Raw genomic sequence first — 16,249 nt, forward strand, 5'->3', positions numbered from 1 at the left:
CCCCTTGGGGAACGGTTCCTCAGCCGCTTGCTGTGTTGAGATCTCGCGAACGGCGCGGCGTAAGCCCGCCGGTAGTGCATTGAAAACACCGGCGGGCTTACGCCGCGCCGTTCGCAAACACCTTTGAACACGCCCCCAACTACTCAGTTCGAGGGGTTCACGGTGACGGGGAGCTTGTAACTCGCGGTCTTCTTCGAGACCCGATCGGTCGCGCTGATCTCCAGCACGAACTTGCCCGGCCGGTTCATGTACAGGGGGAACGGGATCACGCGGAACATCCCGTCCGATTCCTTGATCGGCGCGACCGCGGCGGACGAGGTGGCGTCCTGAATGACCTTGAGCGGCTCCTTCATCGTCGGCGCCCCCTTGTCGTCGAACAACTGGAACGAGAGCTCCACGTCCGGCTGCTTCGTCTTCATGTCGCGCTCGAACGTCGCGACGCTGAACTGTACGAAGACCATCTGACCGACCTGACCGGCGGTCGGGGCCGAGATCTCGCCCCGGGCGTCGTATGTGGTGTACAGCGCGACGACCGCGAACTCCTTTTTCGCGACCTCGAACTTCACGTCAATGTTCGTGCTCGCCTTCGACTTCGTGTCGGTGATGCTGACCTTGCACGTGTAGTTGCCCGGCGCCAGGTCCAGCCCGACGGTGACGAACACGCGCCCGGGCATCTTGTTGCCGCGCAGCGGGAAGAACTCGGCGGTCTTGCGCGGCTCCGGCTTCGGTTCGCTGGGGGGCGGGAGCACGCGCGCGCCGGCCGCGTTCACCACCTCCATCGTCATCGTGTATTCCGCGTTCCCCTTGTCGTCGATGGTGATGCCCTCGACGTCGTAGGCGATGAACAGGATGTCGCCCGGCAGGAGCTTGTTGTTCTCGCGGGCGGGTCCGAGTTCGCCAATTGTCGTCCGCACGTTGGTGAACTTCAGGTTCCCGGCGGGCTGGGCCGGGAGCCCCGCGAGGACGGCGAGCGCGATCGTGGCCATCATGGTTGGCTATCCCCTGAATTGTGGAGCGGAACGGAGGGCCGTGAGTTCTAACACCGTATTCTCTCCGGTGTTGACGGTTCCGACCAGTGCGGCTCCTCGCACCGGTCCGCGGGCCGGTACCACGTGTATCAAAATGCGCGACCGGGGCGGCAAGGGCGAAACGAAAAAAATGCCGAAATGGGCTTCGCGCGACACGTCGGAGGTGTATTATTCCGTTGGCTTGATGGGTCGCGCGTCCGTGGCGCGACGGACTGAAGGCCGAAGGGCTCCGCTTGGTCGCGGGGTTCGGAAGCGTGACAATGTTGAAAGGAGGTGGTCCTGTGCCTAGTGACCAATGTACGTGTATGGGCCGGCTGTCTTAACGGCCGCTACGGGTGGACCGTAAGCCGGCGCCCAAAAAAGAGCCTCCGGGGTATCTAACCCGGAGGCTCGCTTCGTTTTGAGGCTGCGAAGGCGAACGGCCGGTGTGAGCCGGCCGGTGAGAGTGAGACGCGGCCACTGGCTCGTCACCTCACCGGCCGGCTCACACCGGCCGTTCGCCGAACACGTCTTACTTCTTGCCTTGCAGCGCAACGACGAGCACCTGGATCTTCGCTTCGATGCCGTAGCCGAGCGACAGCGGAACTTCGGTGAGCGTGTTCGCTTCCTTGATCGGGTTCTCGAGCTTCACCATTTCCGGCTCGACCTTGAGGTTCTTGCCCTTCAGGGTCTTGCTGATCTCGACCGGCCCGATGGACCCGTACAGGTGGTTGTCCTCGGTCGCGTTCGCTTCGATGGTGACGGCCGGGAGGCGCGTGAGCTGTTCGGCGAGCACTTTGAGGTCCGCGATCCGGGCCTCGCGCGCCTTCTCGACCTTGATCTTGTACTGTTCGAGCGTGCGCAGGTTCTCGGCAGAAGGGACCACCGCTTTGCCGTAGGGGATGAGGTAGTTGCGGGCGTAGCCGGCCTTCACCTCGACGATCTCACCCTGCCGGCCGACGTGCGCGGTGTCGTCCACCAGCACGACGAGCGTGCCGCCGTGCGCCCCCTTCTTGACTTGGTTCCGCACGCGGACCTTCTTCTGGGGCAGCTTCTTTTCGGCGGGCTTGGCGCTCGCGGCTTCGCCCTTCTTTGCGGTTTTGGCCATGATTAGATCCCGTCCCGTGCTTGTGTTAAACCGCACGGCCCCTATAAATGGGTCCGCGCGGAGAGTTACTCATTCACTCGCGACGGGAGAGCGCGAACCGCTCAGAACGGGATGGGGTCGTTGCCCCCGCCGCCCGAGTTGCCCCCATCCCCGCCGTAGTCGTCACCGTCATCGGGGGGCGGTGATCCGCCACTGCTGCGTCCACCGGAGGAGCCGCCCGCCGGGCGCCCCCCACCGTATCCGCCGCCACCACCCCCGCCGCCTCCACCACCCCCGCCGTCCGTCCGCGGGTCGAGTAGTTGGAGGTTGTCCACCACGAGCTTGTGCTTCGACCGCTTCCCGCCGCCGTTCTTGTCGTCCCACTGGTCGAGGTGCAACTTGGCCTCGAGCATCACCTGGGAGCCCTTTTTCAGTTTGTCCATCACCAGGTCGGCCAGTTTGCCGGTGTCGCCCCGGTTGAAGACCTCGACGTCGATGAACATCGGGTCGTCGGCCCACTGCCCGGTTTGGGCGTTCTTCTTGCGGTTGGTCACCGCGAAGCCGAACTTGGCCACCGCCCCGCCGTTGTTGAACGTCGTGCTCTTGGGATCACCCGTCAACCGCCCGATCAGGATAACCTTGTTGAGGTTCGCCATTACGAACTCTCCTCCGCGACCCGCCCGACTTAGGGGAGTAAAAGACACACGTGGAGTTTTAAGTGTGTCGGGGGTGTCGTAAGGAAGAATGTAAGCGAATCTCGGCCTCCGTCGCAAGGTCGGTCGCCGGCCGCCCGCGGGCGGCCGGGTGAAAAACTAGTCCGGCTTGTCGGCCATGTCGCGGCGCCCGCGGCGCGGGCCACCGTCGCCGCGATCGCCCCGCGGGGGCGGGCCGCCGTCTTCGCCCATCAGCACGTCGCCGCCGATCGCGGACGGGTCCGTTTGCACGGTCTGCTCGTCCTGCATCCCGCGGAGGGCGAAGCCGTTGCCCGCGTCCTCGCGGGCGACCTGCAGCATCTCCTCTTTCCACTTCGGGTCGATCTTCGAGGTCAACTGTCGGAGGATCAGCCCCTCCTGCAGCGAGAAGTCGCGCTCGAGTTCGGCCTGTTTGGTGCTCTCGAACGTGTAGTAAACGATGTGGAAGCTGCCCTTCTTGGACTTCCCGATCGGGTACGTGAGCTTGTGGTTGTAGTCCCACGGGCGGCTGATCACGATCTGCCCGCCGTGGCGCTCGATGAGGGTGTGCAGTTGCTGCTTCACGCTGTCGGCGTCGGCCGACACCTTCGTGGGGTCGAGGAGGAACAGCGTTTCGTAAGTCTGCGTCGGCATTTCGTCCCTTTGGGTTGTCCACCCCGGCGCTGCCGGAGCGGTGGTCACCGTGGTTCAACGCGGCCGTTGGGTGCGAAGGAAAAAGGGAAAAGATAAAAGGAAAAAGCCGGTCCGAATACAAAGCCGACGACCGGCCCTTGCACTCGCTTTTCCATTTTGCCTTTTAACTTTTTCCTTTCTCATTCACACCTCGCCCCGCGACCCCGCCCGCACACCGGACAGGGAGCGACCCTGGCTTCGTCAATCGTTTGCGATCCGTAGTCTGTTGCCGTTAACCGTTCGCGCCGGGCTTTTTGTCTTCCGCCTTGGCGCCGTCCGGCTTCGGCTTCTTTTCTTTCTTGGGCTTCTCTTTGTCATCCCCGCCGTTGAACTTATTCATGCAGGCTTCGGCGCCCTGCCTCACCCACACGAGGCCCGCTTGGGCGGCACCCGCGATCGCGTCCTCGACCGCGGCGCGTTCACCGGGCTTGAACTTCGATAGCACGTGATCGACCGCGTCGCCGACCGCCGGCTGACCCACACCCATGCGGAGCCGCGTGTAGCCGTCCGTGCCGAGTTGTTCCTGGATGTTCCGCAACCCGTTCTGCCCGCCGTGGCTGCCCTTTGTCCGCACGCGCAACTTGCCGAGCGGCAAATTGAAATCGTCGCAGACCACGAGCACGTTCTCGACGGGTACTTTATAGAAATCGAGGATCGCCCGGACCGCGCGCCCGCTCAGGTTCATGAAGGTGAGCGGCTTGACGAGCAGAACCGTCTCGTCGCCCTCTTTCATTTCCGCGACGAGCGCCTCGAACTTCTCGCGGAACGCCCCGACGCCCGGCCCCGCGGCGAGGTAGTCGATCACGTCGAACCCGACGTTGTGCCGCGTCCCCGCGTACTTCGGGCCGGGGTTTCCGAGGCCGACGATCAGTTTCATGGGAGGGTTCGGGGGTCAGAACTCGGGATTCAGGACGAACGCCGTTACTTTGGCGACACCGGCACACCGCGAGGCGGTTCGGGGTCGTTCGGTCCAACGGAACCCTGCGTCCTGAATCCCGGCCCCGCTCCGGTTACTTGTCGTCGTCCTCGTCGCCCTTCTTCTTCTCGGGCTTGATGACTTCGGGGCCGGCGCCCGGCTCGACCGTGGCGGTCGCGACCGGCTCGATACCCGGGAGCTTGAGCTGCACGACGACGGCTTCCGGCACTTCCAGGGCCTTGACGCCCTCGGGCAGCGTCAGTTCCCGAACGTGGATCGGGTGGCCGAGCGTGAGATTGGTGATGTCGATGCGGATCGCTTCGGGGATGCTACCGAGCGGGCACTCGACGTGGAGGGTGTGCAGCGGCTGATCGAGCACGCCGCCCCCGGTCTGCTTGGGAGCGTTCCGCAGTTCGACCGGCACCGTCACGCGGACGAGTTCCGAGCGGTCCTTGCGCTCGAAGTCCACGTGGATCATCTGCTTGCCGAGGTAGTCCCACTGCAGTTCGCGGATGAGGACCGTCTCGACCTTCCCGTTGATGTCCAGATCGAGCACGCGGACGTGCTGGATGCGGATCGCGCGGTCGAGTTCTTCCGCGTTCACGGCGACTTGTGCGTTTTCGAGTTTGTGCCCGTACACGATCGCGGGGACGAGGCCCTGCTTGCGGAGCTTGATCGCGGCGCGGGAACCGCTCTCGGTGCGCGCAGTGGTTTTGAGGGTAACGCTGTCGGACATGCTATTTCCTCGCGTGACAACTACTCTCGCGAGCTTCGCGCTCGCTACCCTCGTCGATCCCGCACTTACAAACGACAGGAAGCGGTTCCGGTAGGGAACCGCCTCGCGGTTGGTAGGAGAGATTATGGCGAGCGGACGACCGACCGACAAGGGCGGGCCGGAAAAACCGGCCCTACAACCGGCGCAGCCCCTCGGTGATTTCTTCCGCCAGTTCCTTCGGCCGGACCTCGGTCCCCTCGTACCGCTTGTAGCCGCGGACGTCCCCCTTCTGGTCGGGCTTCAGTTCCGTTGCGAAGCCGCCGCCGAAGACGTATCCGGTGTACTTCACGGTCTTGTACCCGGCCTTGTCGCACGCTTCCAGCGCGGCCACGGGTCCGGCCCCGAGCACGGTTTGCGGTTGCACGATGACGCGGACCTCTTGCGGCCCCGCGGAGTCTTTCTTCGCGCGGGCCAACAGTAGCGCGAGTGCCGCAGGGTCGCGTGTCGTAACCGGGCCGAACTTCGCTTGGAGCCCACGAGCCTTACCGTCACCGGCGGGCACTTCGGTAACGGTGAACTCGAACGCCCCGGCTTTGCTGACGACGGTGAGTTCGAGGTACCCACCGCCGCCCGCGATCGCTTTCTTGGCCGCCTCAGCCTTCTTCTCAGCGAGCATCGCCTGGGCCTTTCGCTGGTGGTCCCGGAGGGCCGCTTCCGCATCCGCGATTTGCTTTTCGTAGAGTTTCGATTGGACGAGGAGCCGCTGCTTTTCGGCCACCAGTCGATCGAGTTGCGCCTGGATCTCGGCGAGCGCCTTGTCCTGATTGGCCTCTTTGACCTTGGGCTCTTTGTCCTTGTTACGCTCTTGGAGCTTCTCTTTGACTTCTTTGATCTCTTTCTCGGTGCGCTGTTCCTGAGCGGGCTTGGCACTCTTCAGTTTGGCGAGTTGGTCTTTGAGCGACTTCAGTTCGGCTGCAGATTTGTCCGCGACCTCTTGGAGGCGCTGCACGATTTGTATCGCGCGTTCCAGGTCTTTTGCGTGCTCGCGAGCTTTGGACTCGGCGTTCGCCCCTCCGGTTGCCTTGAGCCCTTCAAGGCGCTTTTGCGCCTCTGCTACCTGAGCACTAGTGGCCTCGATCGCCACGAGGAACGCCTGGTGCTGTGCGTCCTTGGCCCGAATCCCTTCTTCCAGTGCGGCAATCTCTTTCGCTGCGGCCGGCTTCTCTGTGCCCTTTTGTGCGCCAAGTTTCTCTTCCTTGAGCTTCAGGTCGGTCGCCAGCTTGAGTTTGTTTCGCAGAACAAGTTCTTCATCCTTGAGCGCTTTCAACTCTTTCGTGAGGTCCGGCTTCTCGATCTTGGATTGTTTGGCAATCTCCTCTTTGAGAGCCTTCAGGTCCTGCAATTTTTCGACCTTATCGAGTTTGGAGATTTCCTCTTTGAGAGCCCTCAGTTTCAGCTCCGCGGCTTTGGCGTCGTCTGCGTTCTTCTGAAATCGCTCCAAAGTCTGGATGTCCTCGGCAACGTCCTTCGGATCAGCCCCGGGTTGCGCCTTGGTGAGATCGGCTTTTTTCTTGGCGGCATCGACGCCCACGAGAGCGTTTCGGTGCAGGGCTTCCTTTTCCCGAATGGCCCTTTCCAGCACGGCGATCTCGTCCGCCTTGCTCCCCTTCGCGCGCGTAATGTATCTTTGCAGGACCGTCAGCTCGTCCGCGCTCAAAGAAATCTCGGCATCCATTTGCTTCCGAAGTTCAACGAGGCGGAGCAACTCCGCCTTAGCCGCCTGAGCCTGCTTCTCTACCGTCGCGAGGGTTTCAGCCGGCGATTGTGGATTCGGCCTCGATTTGGGGTCGTTCTGGGGCTTGGACGCGGTCCCCGTCACCGGATCGCCGTCCTGGGCTACCGCGCCGGTGTACGTCGGCCGCGTACCGAGGCCGACACCGATCCCCATCGCGAACACGGCGCACATCGCGAACGATGCGGCCGTCGCCTTCTTGATCCAGAGCATGTGGAGCACTCCTTCGACGATCGAGGAAACGGCGGGGGTGACGGTCACCGCGGCAACGGTGGACACGGCGGCCGCGCGAGCGGTGCTCGCCGCCAGTGCCGCCGGCACCGCCCCCGCCGCCAAGACGGGAAGTACCTTCGTTGGGTCAAAGTCACGGAGGCGCGTGCGGAGCTTCGCCAGCCCGCGGTTGAGCCACGCCGAGAGCGTGCCCTCCGCGCACCCCAGGCGCTCGGCCGCCTCGCGCCGCGAATAGCCCTGCAAGTGGCACAAAATGATCGGGTCGCGATAACGCGCGGGAAGGGCGAGCAGGGCGCCGTCGATGTCCGCCCGGAGGTCGGTATCGGGCACGAACCGCGGGGCGTCTTCGGTGAGCGCGTGCTGTCGGGCGAGGCGCCGGGCGTTCTTGCGCCGGGCGTTGCGCGCGGTCCACACCGCAACGCGGTGCAACCACGGCCCGACGGCCCCGCCCCGCGCGGCCTGGTGCGCGCGGCGAACGAGAACCAGGAACGCGGCCTGGAACGCATCTTCCGCGTCGGCCAAGTCGGGCAGGAGGCGCCGACAGGCGCCCCACACGAGCGGCCCGTGCCGGCGGACGAGTTCGATAAACGCGGGTTCGGACCGTTCGGAAATGAACGCGGCGAGCAGTTCGCCGTCGGTTCGGCGGTCCGGGATCAGTTCGCGGTAAACAGCGGCGACGGTTCGCATGCCCCTATCATGTCGCCACCATCAACCGCGCGTGCAGGAAAAATTTAGGCCGCTGCAGATTCATCGTCGTCGCCGGTCCCCACAAGTCGGTGGGCGCCGCAAATGCCGCGTTTCGATGTGCGGATGAATTCGACCAGTTCTTGAATGGCGGGGAACGTACCGAGTTCGGCCTCGATGCGCGCGAGCGCCACGGAGAGCGGGAGGGCCGGCCGGGTCATGTAAATGGTGCGGTACGCCTTGCGAACGGCCATCCGCTCCGCGGGCGGCATCCCGGCCCGCTTCATGCCCACGAGGTTCAGCCCGCGGACGTAATTCACGTCCTGCATCACCCAGAACGGCGGAATGTCCTTGCTCGATGCGGACGCCCCGCTCAGGAACGCGAGTCGCCCGACCCGGCAGAACTGGTGAACGGCCGAGTTCCCGCTAATAAAGGCGCGATCGCCCACGGTCACGTGCCCGCCGATGAGGGCCGCGTTCGCGAAAATCACGTCGTTACCGACGACGCAGTCGTGCGCGACGTGGCTGGCCGCCATGAAGTAGTTGCGGTGCCCGATCCGCGTGATTCCGGTTCCCGGCCCGGCACCGACCGGCATCCCGCGGTGGACCGTGACGTGCTCGCGAAAAACGTTCCCGTCGCCGATCTCGACGGACGTGATTTCGCCCTTGTAACCCAGGTGTTGAGGCGCGCCGCCGATCACCGCGCCGCTGCCGATCTCGTTGTTCGCTCCCAGCGTGAGCGGGCCAACAAGATGTGCATGCGGACCGATCACGCAGCCGGGGCCGAGGGTAATCGGCCCTTCGAGAACCGCGAACGGCCCGATCTTCACATCAGAGGGCAGATTCGCTTTCGCTTCGGGAGAAACGATCGCTGTGGGGTGTGCGTGAGGCAGCGCGGGGCGCATCATAGCGGCATCCTTTCCGGCAGAACCCAGCTTTCCCGGTCCGGTCCAATACGCCATTCTTCGCCCGCGCACCAGCCCAACTTGCGCGCGGCTCTTACCTTATCGTCCAGAACCCCCGGCACAGTAATGCCTTTTCTGCCGCTCCACAATCGCGGCTCGCGTTCCCGGCGCCGTGTGGCATGTAAATTTTCGCAAACTGTTAGCCAACCAAACCTTACCGATTATGGAGATGTAACAAATATGCCGCCGGGCGCGCGGAACAGCGCGTCCCGGCGCCGAGCACCGCAACGAGAGATTGGACACCAATAAGTGCCCGTCCGGGGCGAATTACTTCGCACAGAGGGCGATTTTTTTTGAATCATTCGTCTGTTATCGGGCAATCATTCGGTACACGCCCGCGCGGAAATTCGACGGTTACGCTCAGGTGCTTGAATCGGGCGCGGGCGCGGGGATAATTGCAGGGTGGTGCCCCGATCTCCGAGGTTCCAGTATGGCCGGTGGTTTCCGCTGCTCGCTCGGCCACACCTGGCACCCGCCGAACGGGTCAGAGGCCGCCGCTTGCCCCGTGTGCGGCGACACCGTAGTCCTCGCAGTCACCGAACGCGAAGAACGGTTCGTGCTGGCCGTGACCGGTGACGCCCCTGGCGGCCAGGACGCGACCCTCAACTTCCCTCCGGCCCCCACACACGACGAACCGCCGACCGTCGCGTTCACGCACCCCGGCGGGGCAGACACACCCGATTCGTCGTTCGCATCACTCGCCGGGTTCATGCCCCTACTGGCGAATTCGTCCGGTTCGGGACCGGGGCGGGAACCGAGCAGCGTGGTGCCGTTCGGGTCGAGCGAGACGATCGACTTCGTTCCACCGCAAGTACCGGGCTACGAGGTTCTGCACGAGGTCGGGCGCGGCGGGATGGGGGTCGTCTACAAGGCCCGGCAACTGAACCTGAACCGCACCGTCGCGCTGAAGATGATCCTGTCCGGCATCCACGCCGGGCCGACCGAGCGCGAGCGGTTCAAGCGCGAGGCCGAGTCGGTCGCCGCGCTCCAGCACTCGCACATCGTCCAGATTTTCGACATCGGCGAGGCCAGCGGGCACCCGTACCTGGCGCTGGAGTTCGTCGAGGGCGGGAGCCTCGCACAGCACCTCAGCGGCGCGCCGTGGAACGACAAGCGCGCGGCCGAGTTGATTGAGATCCTCGCACGCGCGATGCAGTTCGCGCACGCCGCCGGCATCGTTCACCGCGACCTGAAGCCGGGCAACGTGCTCCTGAACACAGAGCGCGGGACCGAGGGCGCCAACCCCGAGCCGGCTTCCAACTCCGGGCTCCGTGCCAGTTCCGGGTTCGTTCCCAAAGTCACGGATTTCGGCCTCGCGAAGCGGCTCGACGAAACGTTCGGCGGCGACGTCGGCACGCGCACCGGCGCGGTGATGGGCACCCCGAGCTACATCGCCCCGGAACAGGCCGGCGGGAAGACGCGCGACATCGGCCCCGGGGCCGACGTGTACGCGCTGGGCGCGATCCTCTACGAGTTGCTCACCGGCCGCCCGCCGTTCCGCGGCGAAACCCCGCTCGAAACCGTCCTCCAGGTGCTCCACGACGACCCGGTGCCGCCGAAGCGCCTGCACCCGCTCGTCCCGCGCGACCTGGAAACGATCTGCCTGAAGTGCCTGTCGAAGCAGCCGATTCACCGGTACGCGAGCGCGTCCGAACTGGCCGACGACCTGCGGCGGTTCCTCAACGGCGAGCCGATCCTGGCGCGCCCGCTGTCGGCGTGGGGCCGGGGCTTAAAGTGGGCGAAGCGCCACCCGTCGCTGGCGGTGCTCCTGAGCATGACCGTCGTGGCAACCGTCGCGCTGGTCGCGGTTTTGTCGACGGCGTACTTCCGCGTGCGCGAAGCGGTGTCCGCGGAAGCACACGAGAAGTGGATCGCCCAGCAGGAGCGCGACCGCGCGGAAGCGGAAAAGCGCCGGGCCGAAGCACTCGCGGCGGAAAACGCGCGGCAGCGCAACGAAGCGGTCGAGCGGGCGGACGAACTGAAGCGCGAGGCACAGCGCACGCGGCGTGCCGCTTACGCGCTGCAACTGGCGCAGGTCGCGATCCTTTGTGAGCGCGACCCGCTCCGCGCCGCGACGTTGCTCGAGGACGAGACCCGGTGCCCGCTCGATTTGCGCGACTTCGCGTGGGCGTACCTGCGCCGGTTGTGCCAGCGCGACGACCGCGCGTACCTCGACCACCGCCCGGACGACCCGCTCCACGCGGTCGCGTACTCGCCGACCAGTGAGTTTGTGGCGACCGCGGGCGACACCGGGCGGGTCCGGGTGTGGGACCCGCGGACCGGGCGCACGTGGGTCACGCTCACGGGCCACGAGGGTACCGTGCTCGGACTGGCCTTCAGCCCGGACGGGACCACGATCGCCTCCGCGGGGGCCGACGGGACCGTGCGGTTATGGGTGCTCCCGCTCGATGTGCTCGCAACGGCGCGCCAGGTCGCGAACCGGTTCTCCTGGCTCCCGCCGATCGTCGATCCGATCATCAGCGTGCCCGACATCAAGCCCACGATCACCCTCGACGCGCACGAGCGGGGCGCGAGTTGCGTCGCGTTCTCCCCGGACGGGCGGGCGCTCGTGAGCGGCGGCGGGGACGGGTTCCTCCGCTGGTGGGGGCTCACCGCGTGGCGCCCGGCGCCGCCCGACCTCGCGGCCCTCGGCGGGCCGGGGGCCGCCGCCGTGGGCGTCGAGCGCGCGACCCGGTCGCCGAACGCGCACCCGGTGTGGGAATCGCGCGCGTTGCAGGTCCACACCGGCGGGGTGCTGTGCGTCGCGTTCTCCCAGAACGGGAAGATCCTCGCGTCCGGCGGCGCCGACCGCATCGCGCGCGTGATCTCCGCCGACGGCCGGAAGCTGATCCGCGCGCTCCCGCTGCACGCCGACGCGGTCCGCGCCGTGGCCGTTTCCCCGGACGGCCAAACGGTCGCGACCGTGAACAACGGCGCGGCGCCCCACGTGCGCCTGTTCGACACGCAGACGTGGCGCGACCGGCGACTGTTCGGCCACACCGCCACCATCTACGCGCTGACGTTCAGCGACGACGGGCAGTTACTCGCCAGCGCGGGTTTCGACAAGACGGTGCGCTTGTGGGACGCGGAGGACGGGCGCGAGCGCGGGCAGTTGGTCGGCCACACGCAACAGGTCAACGCGGTGGCGTTCAGCCCGGACCGGCGCACGGTGGTTTCGGCGGGAATGGACGGCGCCGCGGTGGTGTGGCAGACGAGCACTCGGACGCACGAGCCGGAAGACTTCTTGCGCCTGGCGCGCGACCCGAGCGGCCGGAACGCCAGCGCCGCCCAGGGCCTGACCGCAGTGGGCGTGGGCGGGGCGGGCACGGCGTTCGTCGTGGCCGATGACACCGGACGGGTGCGGATTCTGGCCGCCGACTACGTCCCCCCGAACCGCCCCCCGGCCCCGGGACCGCCGGGGCCGCTCGCGCTGACCCCGCTCCCGTTCGGCATCCCGCACTCGAAAGACACGACCCGCGCCGCGGCAACGTCCCCGGACGGTCGCACGTTCGTCGTTGCCAGCGGGAACGGCCTGCTCATGTGGCAGCCGTTCCCGTTTTCCGGGCGCCCGTTTTTGCCGTCGCCCAGTACCCCGCCCCGCGGCGGATTCACTCGGGCCGTGATGGTGCGAACGCCCCTCACGGTCCACACCGTTGCCATCGACCCGACGAACCAGTGGATCGTCACCGCCGACGCCGACGCCGTGCGGATTTACGATCTCCGCTCGATCCCCGCGACTTCGGACCGCCCGATCGATCTGAAGGGCGGGAAAGTGCTTCTCGCCGTGCCCGGCGCCCGGGCGGTCGCGTTCCACCCGAACCACAAGTGGCTCGCGGTCGCAGTGGATTCCGGCGTGCGAATCGTGACACTCCAGGGGAAGGTGCTGGCCGACATCCCCAACGCACACGGCCCGCGGGCACCCGTTGAATCCGCGGCCTTCGACCGGACCAGCGGGCAACTCGCGACCGGCGACGCGAGCGGGCTGATTAAGCTGTGGGGCGTGGACGCCGGCGGCGCCCTGACGTTCGCGCGCGACCTCACCGGGCACAGCGGCGCGGTTCACGCGCTCGAGTTCAGCCCGAACGGGCGCACGCTCGCGTCCGGCGGCGACGACCGCACCGTGATCCTGTGGGACCCGGTGGCGGGGCGCGAGCGCCTCGCGCTCACCGGCCACGCGGACCGCGTGCTCGATGTGGCGTTTAACGCGGCCGGCACGTCGCTCGTGAGCGTGAGCCGCGACGGGGCCATCAAGCGCTGGCGCGCGGACGTGCGCCCCGTCGTACCCGAGTCCGGCCCGCGCCTCCCGCCCGCGCTCCCGCGCACGTGAAGCGGAATCAATCAATCGCTTCCGCCCGTTCGCCCGCGGCAAGCCGCAGCACAAGTTCTCACGCTCGTAGCACTTACGCTGTGCTTTCAATCCAGTCACCCCTACGGGTCCGGCCCCCTTTCACAGTCTCATTGATAGACCGCGCACACTTCGTGTGCCGTCGAACGTGCCGCAGTTTGACTCTCAGACGATCTTGAAAGGTCCGTGAGAATCGCGAAAATCTTGGCTGCGACGTCGGTTTTGATCGATCATGATTGAACGTCTTACCCGGTCGACAGGGTTACACATCAATCGCTGACGAACTCGCCGCGTAACCTGCCCCCGGATAATACGTCTTGCCGACCAGTGGGGTCACCCGCCCTCTCCCCGAGTCCCTCGGTCCATGCGAACAACAATTCCCCGCCTCGCGGCGGGCGTAGTCATGTCGGTCGGTGCCGCCAACCTCTGTGGCTGGGCGCTTGATGTCCCCGTCTTCAAGAGCGTTCTGCCGGGCCTGGTCGAGATGAAGTTCAACACCGCCATCGGCTTCTTCGCCCTCGGGGCGGCCCTGCGGCTGTCGGTGGCGGGCGCGGGCCGGGCGGCGGCGGTTTGCGCCCTGTTCACTGCCCTGAGCGGCCTCGCCGTCGGCTCGCAGTTCGTGACCGGGTGGAACCTGGGAATCGATGAGCTGATTACCCGCGACAGATTCGCCGTGCCCGCCCTCGGGCCACCGCCCGGGCGAATGGCGTTCACGACCGCGATCAACTTCCTCGCCCTCGGCCCGGCCCTGATCGCGCTCCACCGCAACCGCGGGGTGGCCACCGCTCAACTCGTCGCGTTCGTCACCGGTCTGGTCTCGGTCCTCTCGCTGCTCAGCTACCTGGCCGGCGAGAAATCAGTTTCCGCCTACAACCCCTACACGTCGATGGCCCTGCCCACGGCGTTCGCCTTCGTGGTCCTCGCCACCGGGTTCCTTTCGTACCGCCCCGACAGCGGTCCCGTCTCGGTTCTACTCGGCGACGGCCTCGGCGGGTACCTGGCCCGGCGACTCGTCCCGGGGGTCGTCGGGGCGACGATCGGCCTCGCGTGGCTGGTCCTCGCCGGAACCTGGGCCGGGTACTACCAGCCCGCGTTCGGGATCGTGCTGTTCGCGGCCCTCGAAGTGGTCGTCCTGGGCACCGTGGTCTGGGCCACCGTGCGCGTGTTGGACTGGACCGATCTCGTTCGGCGCCGGGCGGAGCGCGACCTCCAGGCCAGCAACGAGTTGCTCCGGTCGGTCACCGAGGGGATCACCGACGCGGTGTTCGTCAAGGACCGGGCCGGCCGGTACCTGTTGTGCAACCCGGCCACGGCGCGGTTCCTCGGCCGGTCGGCCGACGAGGTGCTCGGTCGGGACGACACGGCGCTGTTCACCCCGGACGGGGCGGAACAGGTGATGGCCCGGGACCGCCGGGTGATGGGAACCGGAACCCCGGAAACGGAGGAGGAGACGCTCACCGCGGCGGGCGTGACGCGCACCTACCTGGCGACCAAAGTGCCGTACCGCGACAAGGACGGGAACGTTATCGGCCTGATCGGGATCTCCCGCGACGTGACCGAGGTGCTGCGCGTGGCCGCCGAGCGCGACGCGCTCCTGGCCCGCCTCCAGTTGCACATCGCGCGGATGCCGCTCAGCTACGTCCTGTTCGACGCCGACTTCCACGTTACCGACTGGAACCCGGCCGCCGAGCGCGCCCTGGGGTACGCCCGGGCGGAGGCACTCGGGAAGACCCCGTTCGACCTCATCCCGCCGGGCGCCCGGGAGCGAACGGACGCGCTCCTCGCCCGGATCCGCGCCGGGGACATGGCCGCCCACGCGGTCCACGAGAACCGAACCCGGGACGGGCGGACGGTCACCTTCGAGTGGTTCAACACCCCGCTCACCGATGCCGGGGGGCGGTTCACCGGGCTGCTGTGCCTGGGCCAAGACGTGACGCACCGGGCCGTCCTGGAGGAGCAGTTCCGACAGGCCCAGAAGATGGAGGCCGTGGGGCAACTCGCGGCGGGCGTGGCCCACGACTTCAACAACCTCCTCACCGTCATCAGCGGGTACAGTTTGCTGGTCCTGTCGTCCCTACCGGTGCTCGACCCGAACCGGGGTCCGATCCGAGAAATTTACCAGGCCGGCGAACGGGCCGCGCTCCTCACGCGCCAGCTCCTGACGTTCAGTCGCAAGGAAGTGGTCGAGCCCACGGTCCTCGACCTGAACGCGGTGGTGGACGGGGCGTGCAAGATGCTGAAGCGCCTGATCGGGGAGGACGTCCGACTGGAAACCGCCCTGACCCCGGGGCTGGACCGCGTGCGGGCGGACGCCGGCCACCTGGAACAAGTGTTGGTCAACCTGGCGGTGAACGCCCGCGACGCGATGCCGACCGGGGGCCAGTTGACCGTCTCGACGGCCAACGTCGATGTCGACGCGGCGAGCGCGCGGGTCCAGGCCGAGGTAGCGCCGGGGCGGTACGTGTTGCTAGTGGTGTCGGACACCGGAACGGGGATGACCGAGGAAGTCAAGGCGCGGGTCTTCGAGCCGTTCTTCACCACGAAGGGGGTCGGCAAGGGAACCGGGCTCGGGCTGGCGACGGTGTTCGGCATCGTCCGGCGGAGCGACGGGTGCGTCACCGTACACAGCGAAGTCGGGCGGGGCACCACGTTCCAAATTTACCTGCCGTCGGTCGGGTGCGCGGCCCCGGCCGATAGTAGGTCCACAGCACCCCAGCCCCTACCGACGGGCAGCGGAACGGTGCTCGTTGTCGAGGACGACGATCAGGTCCGGGGCCTGACCCGGCTGACGCTGGAGTCACTCGGGTACGCGGTGATCGAAGCACCGGACGGGAAGGAAGCGCTGCGCGCGTGTAAGGCCCACCCGGGACCGATCGACGTGCTGGTGACCGACGTGGTCATGCCGGGGCTGAGCGGGCGGCAGGTGGCCGAACAGTTGGGGCAGATCCGGCCGGAGGTGAAGGTGCTGTACGTGAGCGGCTACACCGACGACGCGGTCGTCCGGCACGGCGTGTTCCAGGCGGACGTGGCATTTCTCCAGAAGCCGTTCACGGCGGCGTCGCTCGGCGCCAAGCTCCGCGAAGTGCTCAGCGAGCGATAGGCGCGAGCCACCGCGCCGGGCACGAATTCGGTTCGCCCGGCGC

General features: G+C 66.7%; 10 protein-coding genes. 2 read left to right on the forward strand and 8 right to left on the reverse strand.

Features of this window, described 5'->3' with window-relative positions; genetic code table 11:
* Positions 1-143: 143 nt before the first annotated feature.
* The 8 genes from J8F10_RS21175 to lpxA form a co-directional block, all read right to left on the reverse strand.
* Positions 144-989 carry a hypothetical protein gene (locus J8F10_RS21175; RefSeq protein ID WP_210657147.1) on the reverse strand — a complete coding sequence of 282 codons (846 nt, stop codon included), beginning with the start codon at positions 987-989 and terminating at the stop codon, positions 144-146.
* 550 nt (positions 990-1,539) lie between these two features.
* Positions 1,540-2,115 carry a 50S ribosomal protein L9 gene (gene rplI / locus J8F10_RS21180; protein ID WP_210657149.1) on the reverse strand — a complete coding sequence of 192 codons (576 nt, stop codon included), beginning with the start codon at positions 2,113-2,115 and terminating at the stop codon, positions 1,540-1,542.
* A gap of 101 nt (positions 2,116-2,216) precedes the next feature.
* Entirely contained in the window at positions 2,217-2,750 is a 534-nt protein-coding gene (locus tag J8F10_RS21185) for a single-stranded DNA-binding protein (protein WP_210657151.1), read from the reverse strand.
* 156 nt (positions 2,751-2,906) lie between these two features.
* On the reverse strand, positions 2,907-3,419 hold the full coding sequence (locus J8F10_RS21190; RefSeq protein ID WP_210657153.1) for a 30S ribosomal protein S6: 513 nt from the start codon (positions 3,417-3,419) through the stop codon (positions 2,907-2,909).
* A 271-nt stretch (positions 3,420-3,690) separates the two neighbouring features.
* The gene (gene pth, locus J8F10_RS21195; RefSeq protein ID WP_210657156.1) at positions 3,691-4,335 is read right to left on the reverse strand and encodes an aminoacyl-tRNA hydrolase; all 645 of its coding nucleotides are present in this window, start codon (positions 4,333-4,335) and stop codon (positions 3,691-3,693) included.
* Positions 4,336-4,468: 133 nt separating this feature from the next.
* Complete coding sequence (locus J8F10_RS21200; RefSeq protein ID WP_210657157.1) at positions 4,469-5,110, reverse strand: 50S ribosomal protein L25; 642 nt, start codon at positions 5,108-5,110, stop codon at positions 4,469-4,471.
* Between the two features lie 172 nt (positions 5,111-5,282).
* Positions 5,283-7,799, reverse strand: coding sequence for an RNA polymerase sigma factor (locus J8F10_RS21205; RefSeq protein ID WP_210657159.1), 2,517 nt, complete (start codon positions 7,797-7,799; stop codon positions 5,283-5,285).
* 44 nt (positions 7,800-7,843) lie between these two features.
* Positions 7,844-8,704, reverse strand: coding sequence for an acyl-ACP--UDP-N-acetylglucosamine O-acyltransferase (gene lpxA, locus J8F10_RS21210; RefSeq protein ID WP_210657162.1), 861 nt, complete (start codon positions 8,702-8,704; stop codon positions 7,844-7,846).
* A gap of 487 nt (positions 8,705-9,191) precedes the next feature.
* Between lpxA and J8F10_RS21215 the strand changes: the two genes are divergently transcribed.
* The gene (locus tag J8F10_RS21215) at positions 9,192-13,088 is read left to right on the forward strand and encodes a WD40 repeat domain-containing serine/threonine protein kinase (RefSeq protein WP_210657164.1); all 3,897 of its coding nucleotides are present in this window, start codon (positions 9,192-9,194) and stop codon (positions 13,086-13,088) included.
* A 382-nt stretch (positions 13,089-13,470) separates the two neighbouring features.
* A complete protein-coding gene (locus J8F10_RS21220) occupies positions 13,471-16,206 on the forward strand; it encodes a hybrid sensor histidine kinase/response regulator (RefSeq protein ID WP_246523475.1) in 2,736 nt (911 codons plus the stop codon).
* Positions 16,207-16,249: the final 43 nt, after the last annotated feature.

This window comes from Gemmata palustris (assembly GCF_017939745.1).
Classification (GTDB): Bacteria; Planctomycetota; Planctomycetia; order Gemmatales; family Gemmataceae; genus Gemmata; species Gemmata palustris.

Excerpts from the sequence above, each read along its gene's own strand:
- J8F10_RS21175 (WP_210657147.1), bottom strand. The coding sequence starts at position 989 with ATGATGGCCACGATCGCGCTCGCCGTCCTCGCGGGGCTCCCGGCCCAG.
- rplI (WP_210657149.1), bottom strand. The coding sequence starts at position 2,115 with ATGGCCAAAACCGCAAAGAAGGGCGAAGCCGCGAGCGCCAAGCCCGCC.
- J8F10_RS21185 (WP_210657151.1), bottom strand. The coding sequence starts at position 2,750 with ATGGCGAACCTCAACAAGGTTATCCTGATCGGGCGGTTGACGGGTGAT.
- J8F10_RS21190 (WP_210657153.1), bottom strand. The coding sequence starts at position 3,419 with ATGCCGACGCAGACTTACGAAACGCTGTTCCTCCTCGACCCCACGAAG.
- pth (WP_210657156.1), bottom strand. The coding sequence starts at position 4,335 with ATGAAACTGATCGTCGGCCTCGGAAACCCCGGCCCGAAGTACGCGGGG.
- J8F10_RS21200 (WP_210657157.1), bottom strand. The coding sequence starts at position 5,110 with ATGTCCGACAGCGTTACCCTCAAAACCACTGCGCGCACCGAGAGCGGT.
- J8F10_RS21205 (WP_210657159.1), bottom strand. The coding sequence starts at position 7,799 with ATGCGAACCGTCGCCGCTGTTTACCGCGAACTGATCCCGGACCGCCGA.
- lpxA (WP_210657162.1), bottom strand. The coding sequence starts at position 8,704 with ATGATGCGCCCCGCGCTGCCTCACGCACACCCCACAGCGATCGTTTCT.
- J8F10_RS21215 (WP_210657164.1), top strand. The coding sequence starts at position 9,192 with ATGGCCGGTGGTTTCCGCTGCTCGCTCGGCCACACCTGGCACCCGCCG.
- J8F10_RS21220 (WP_246523475.1), top strand. The coding sequence starts at position 13,471 with ATGCGAACAACAATTCCCCGCCTCGCGGCGGGCGTAGTCATGTCGGTC.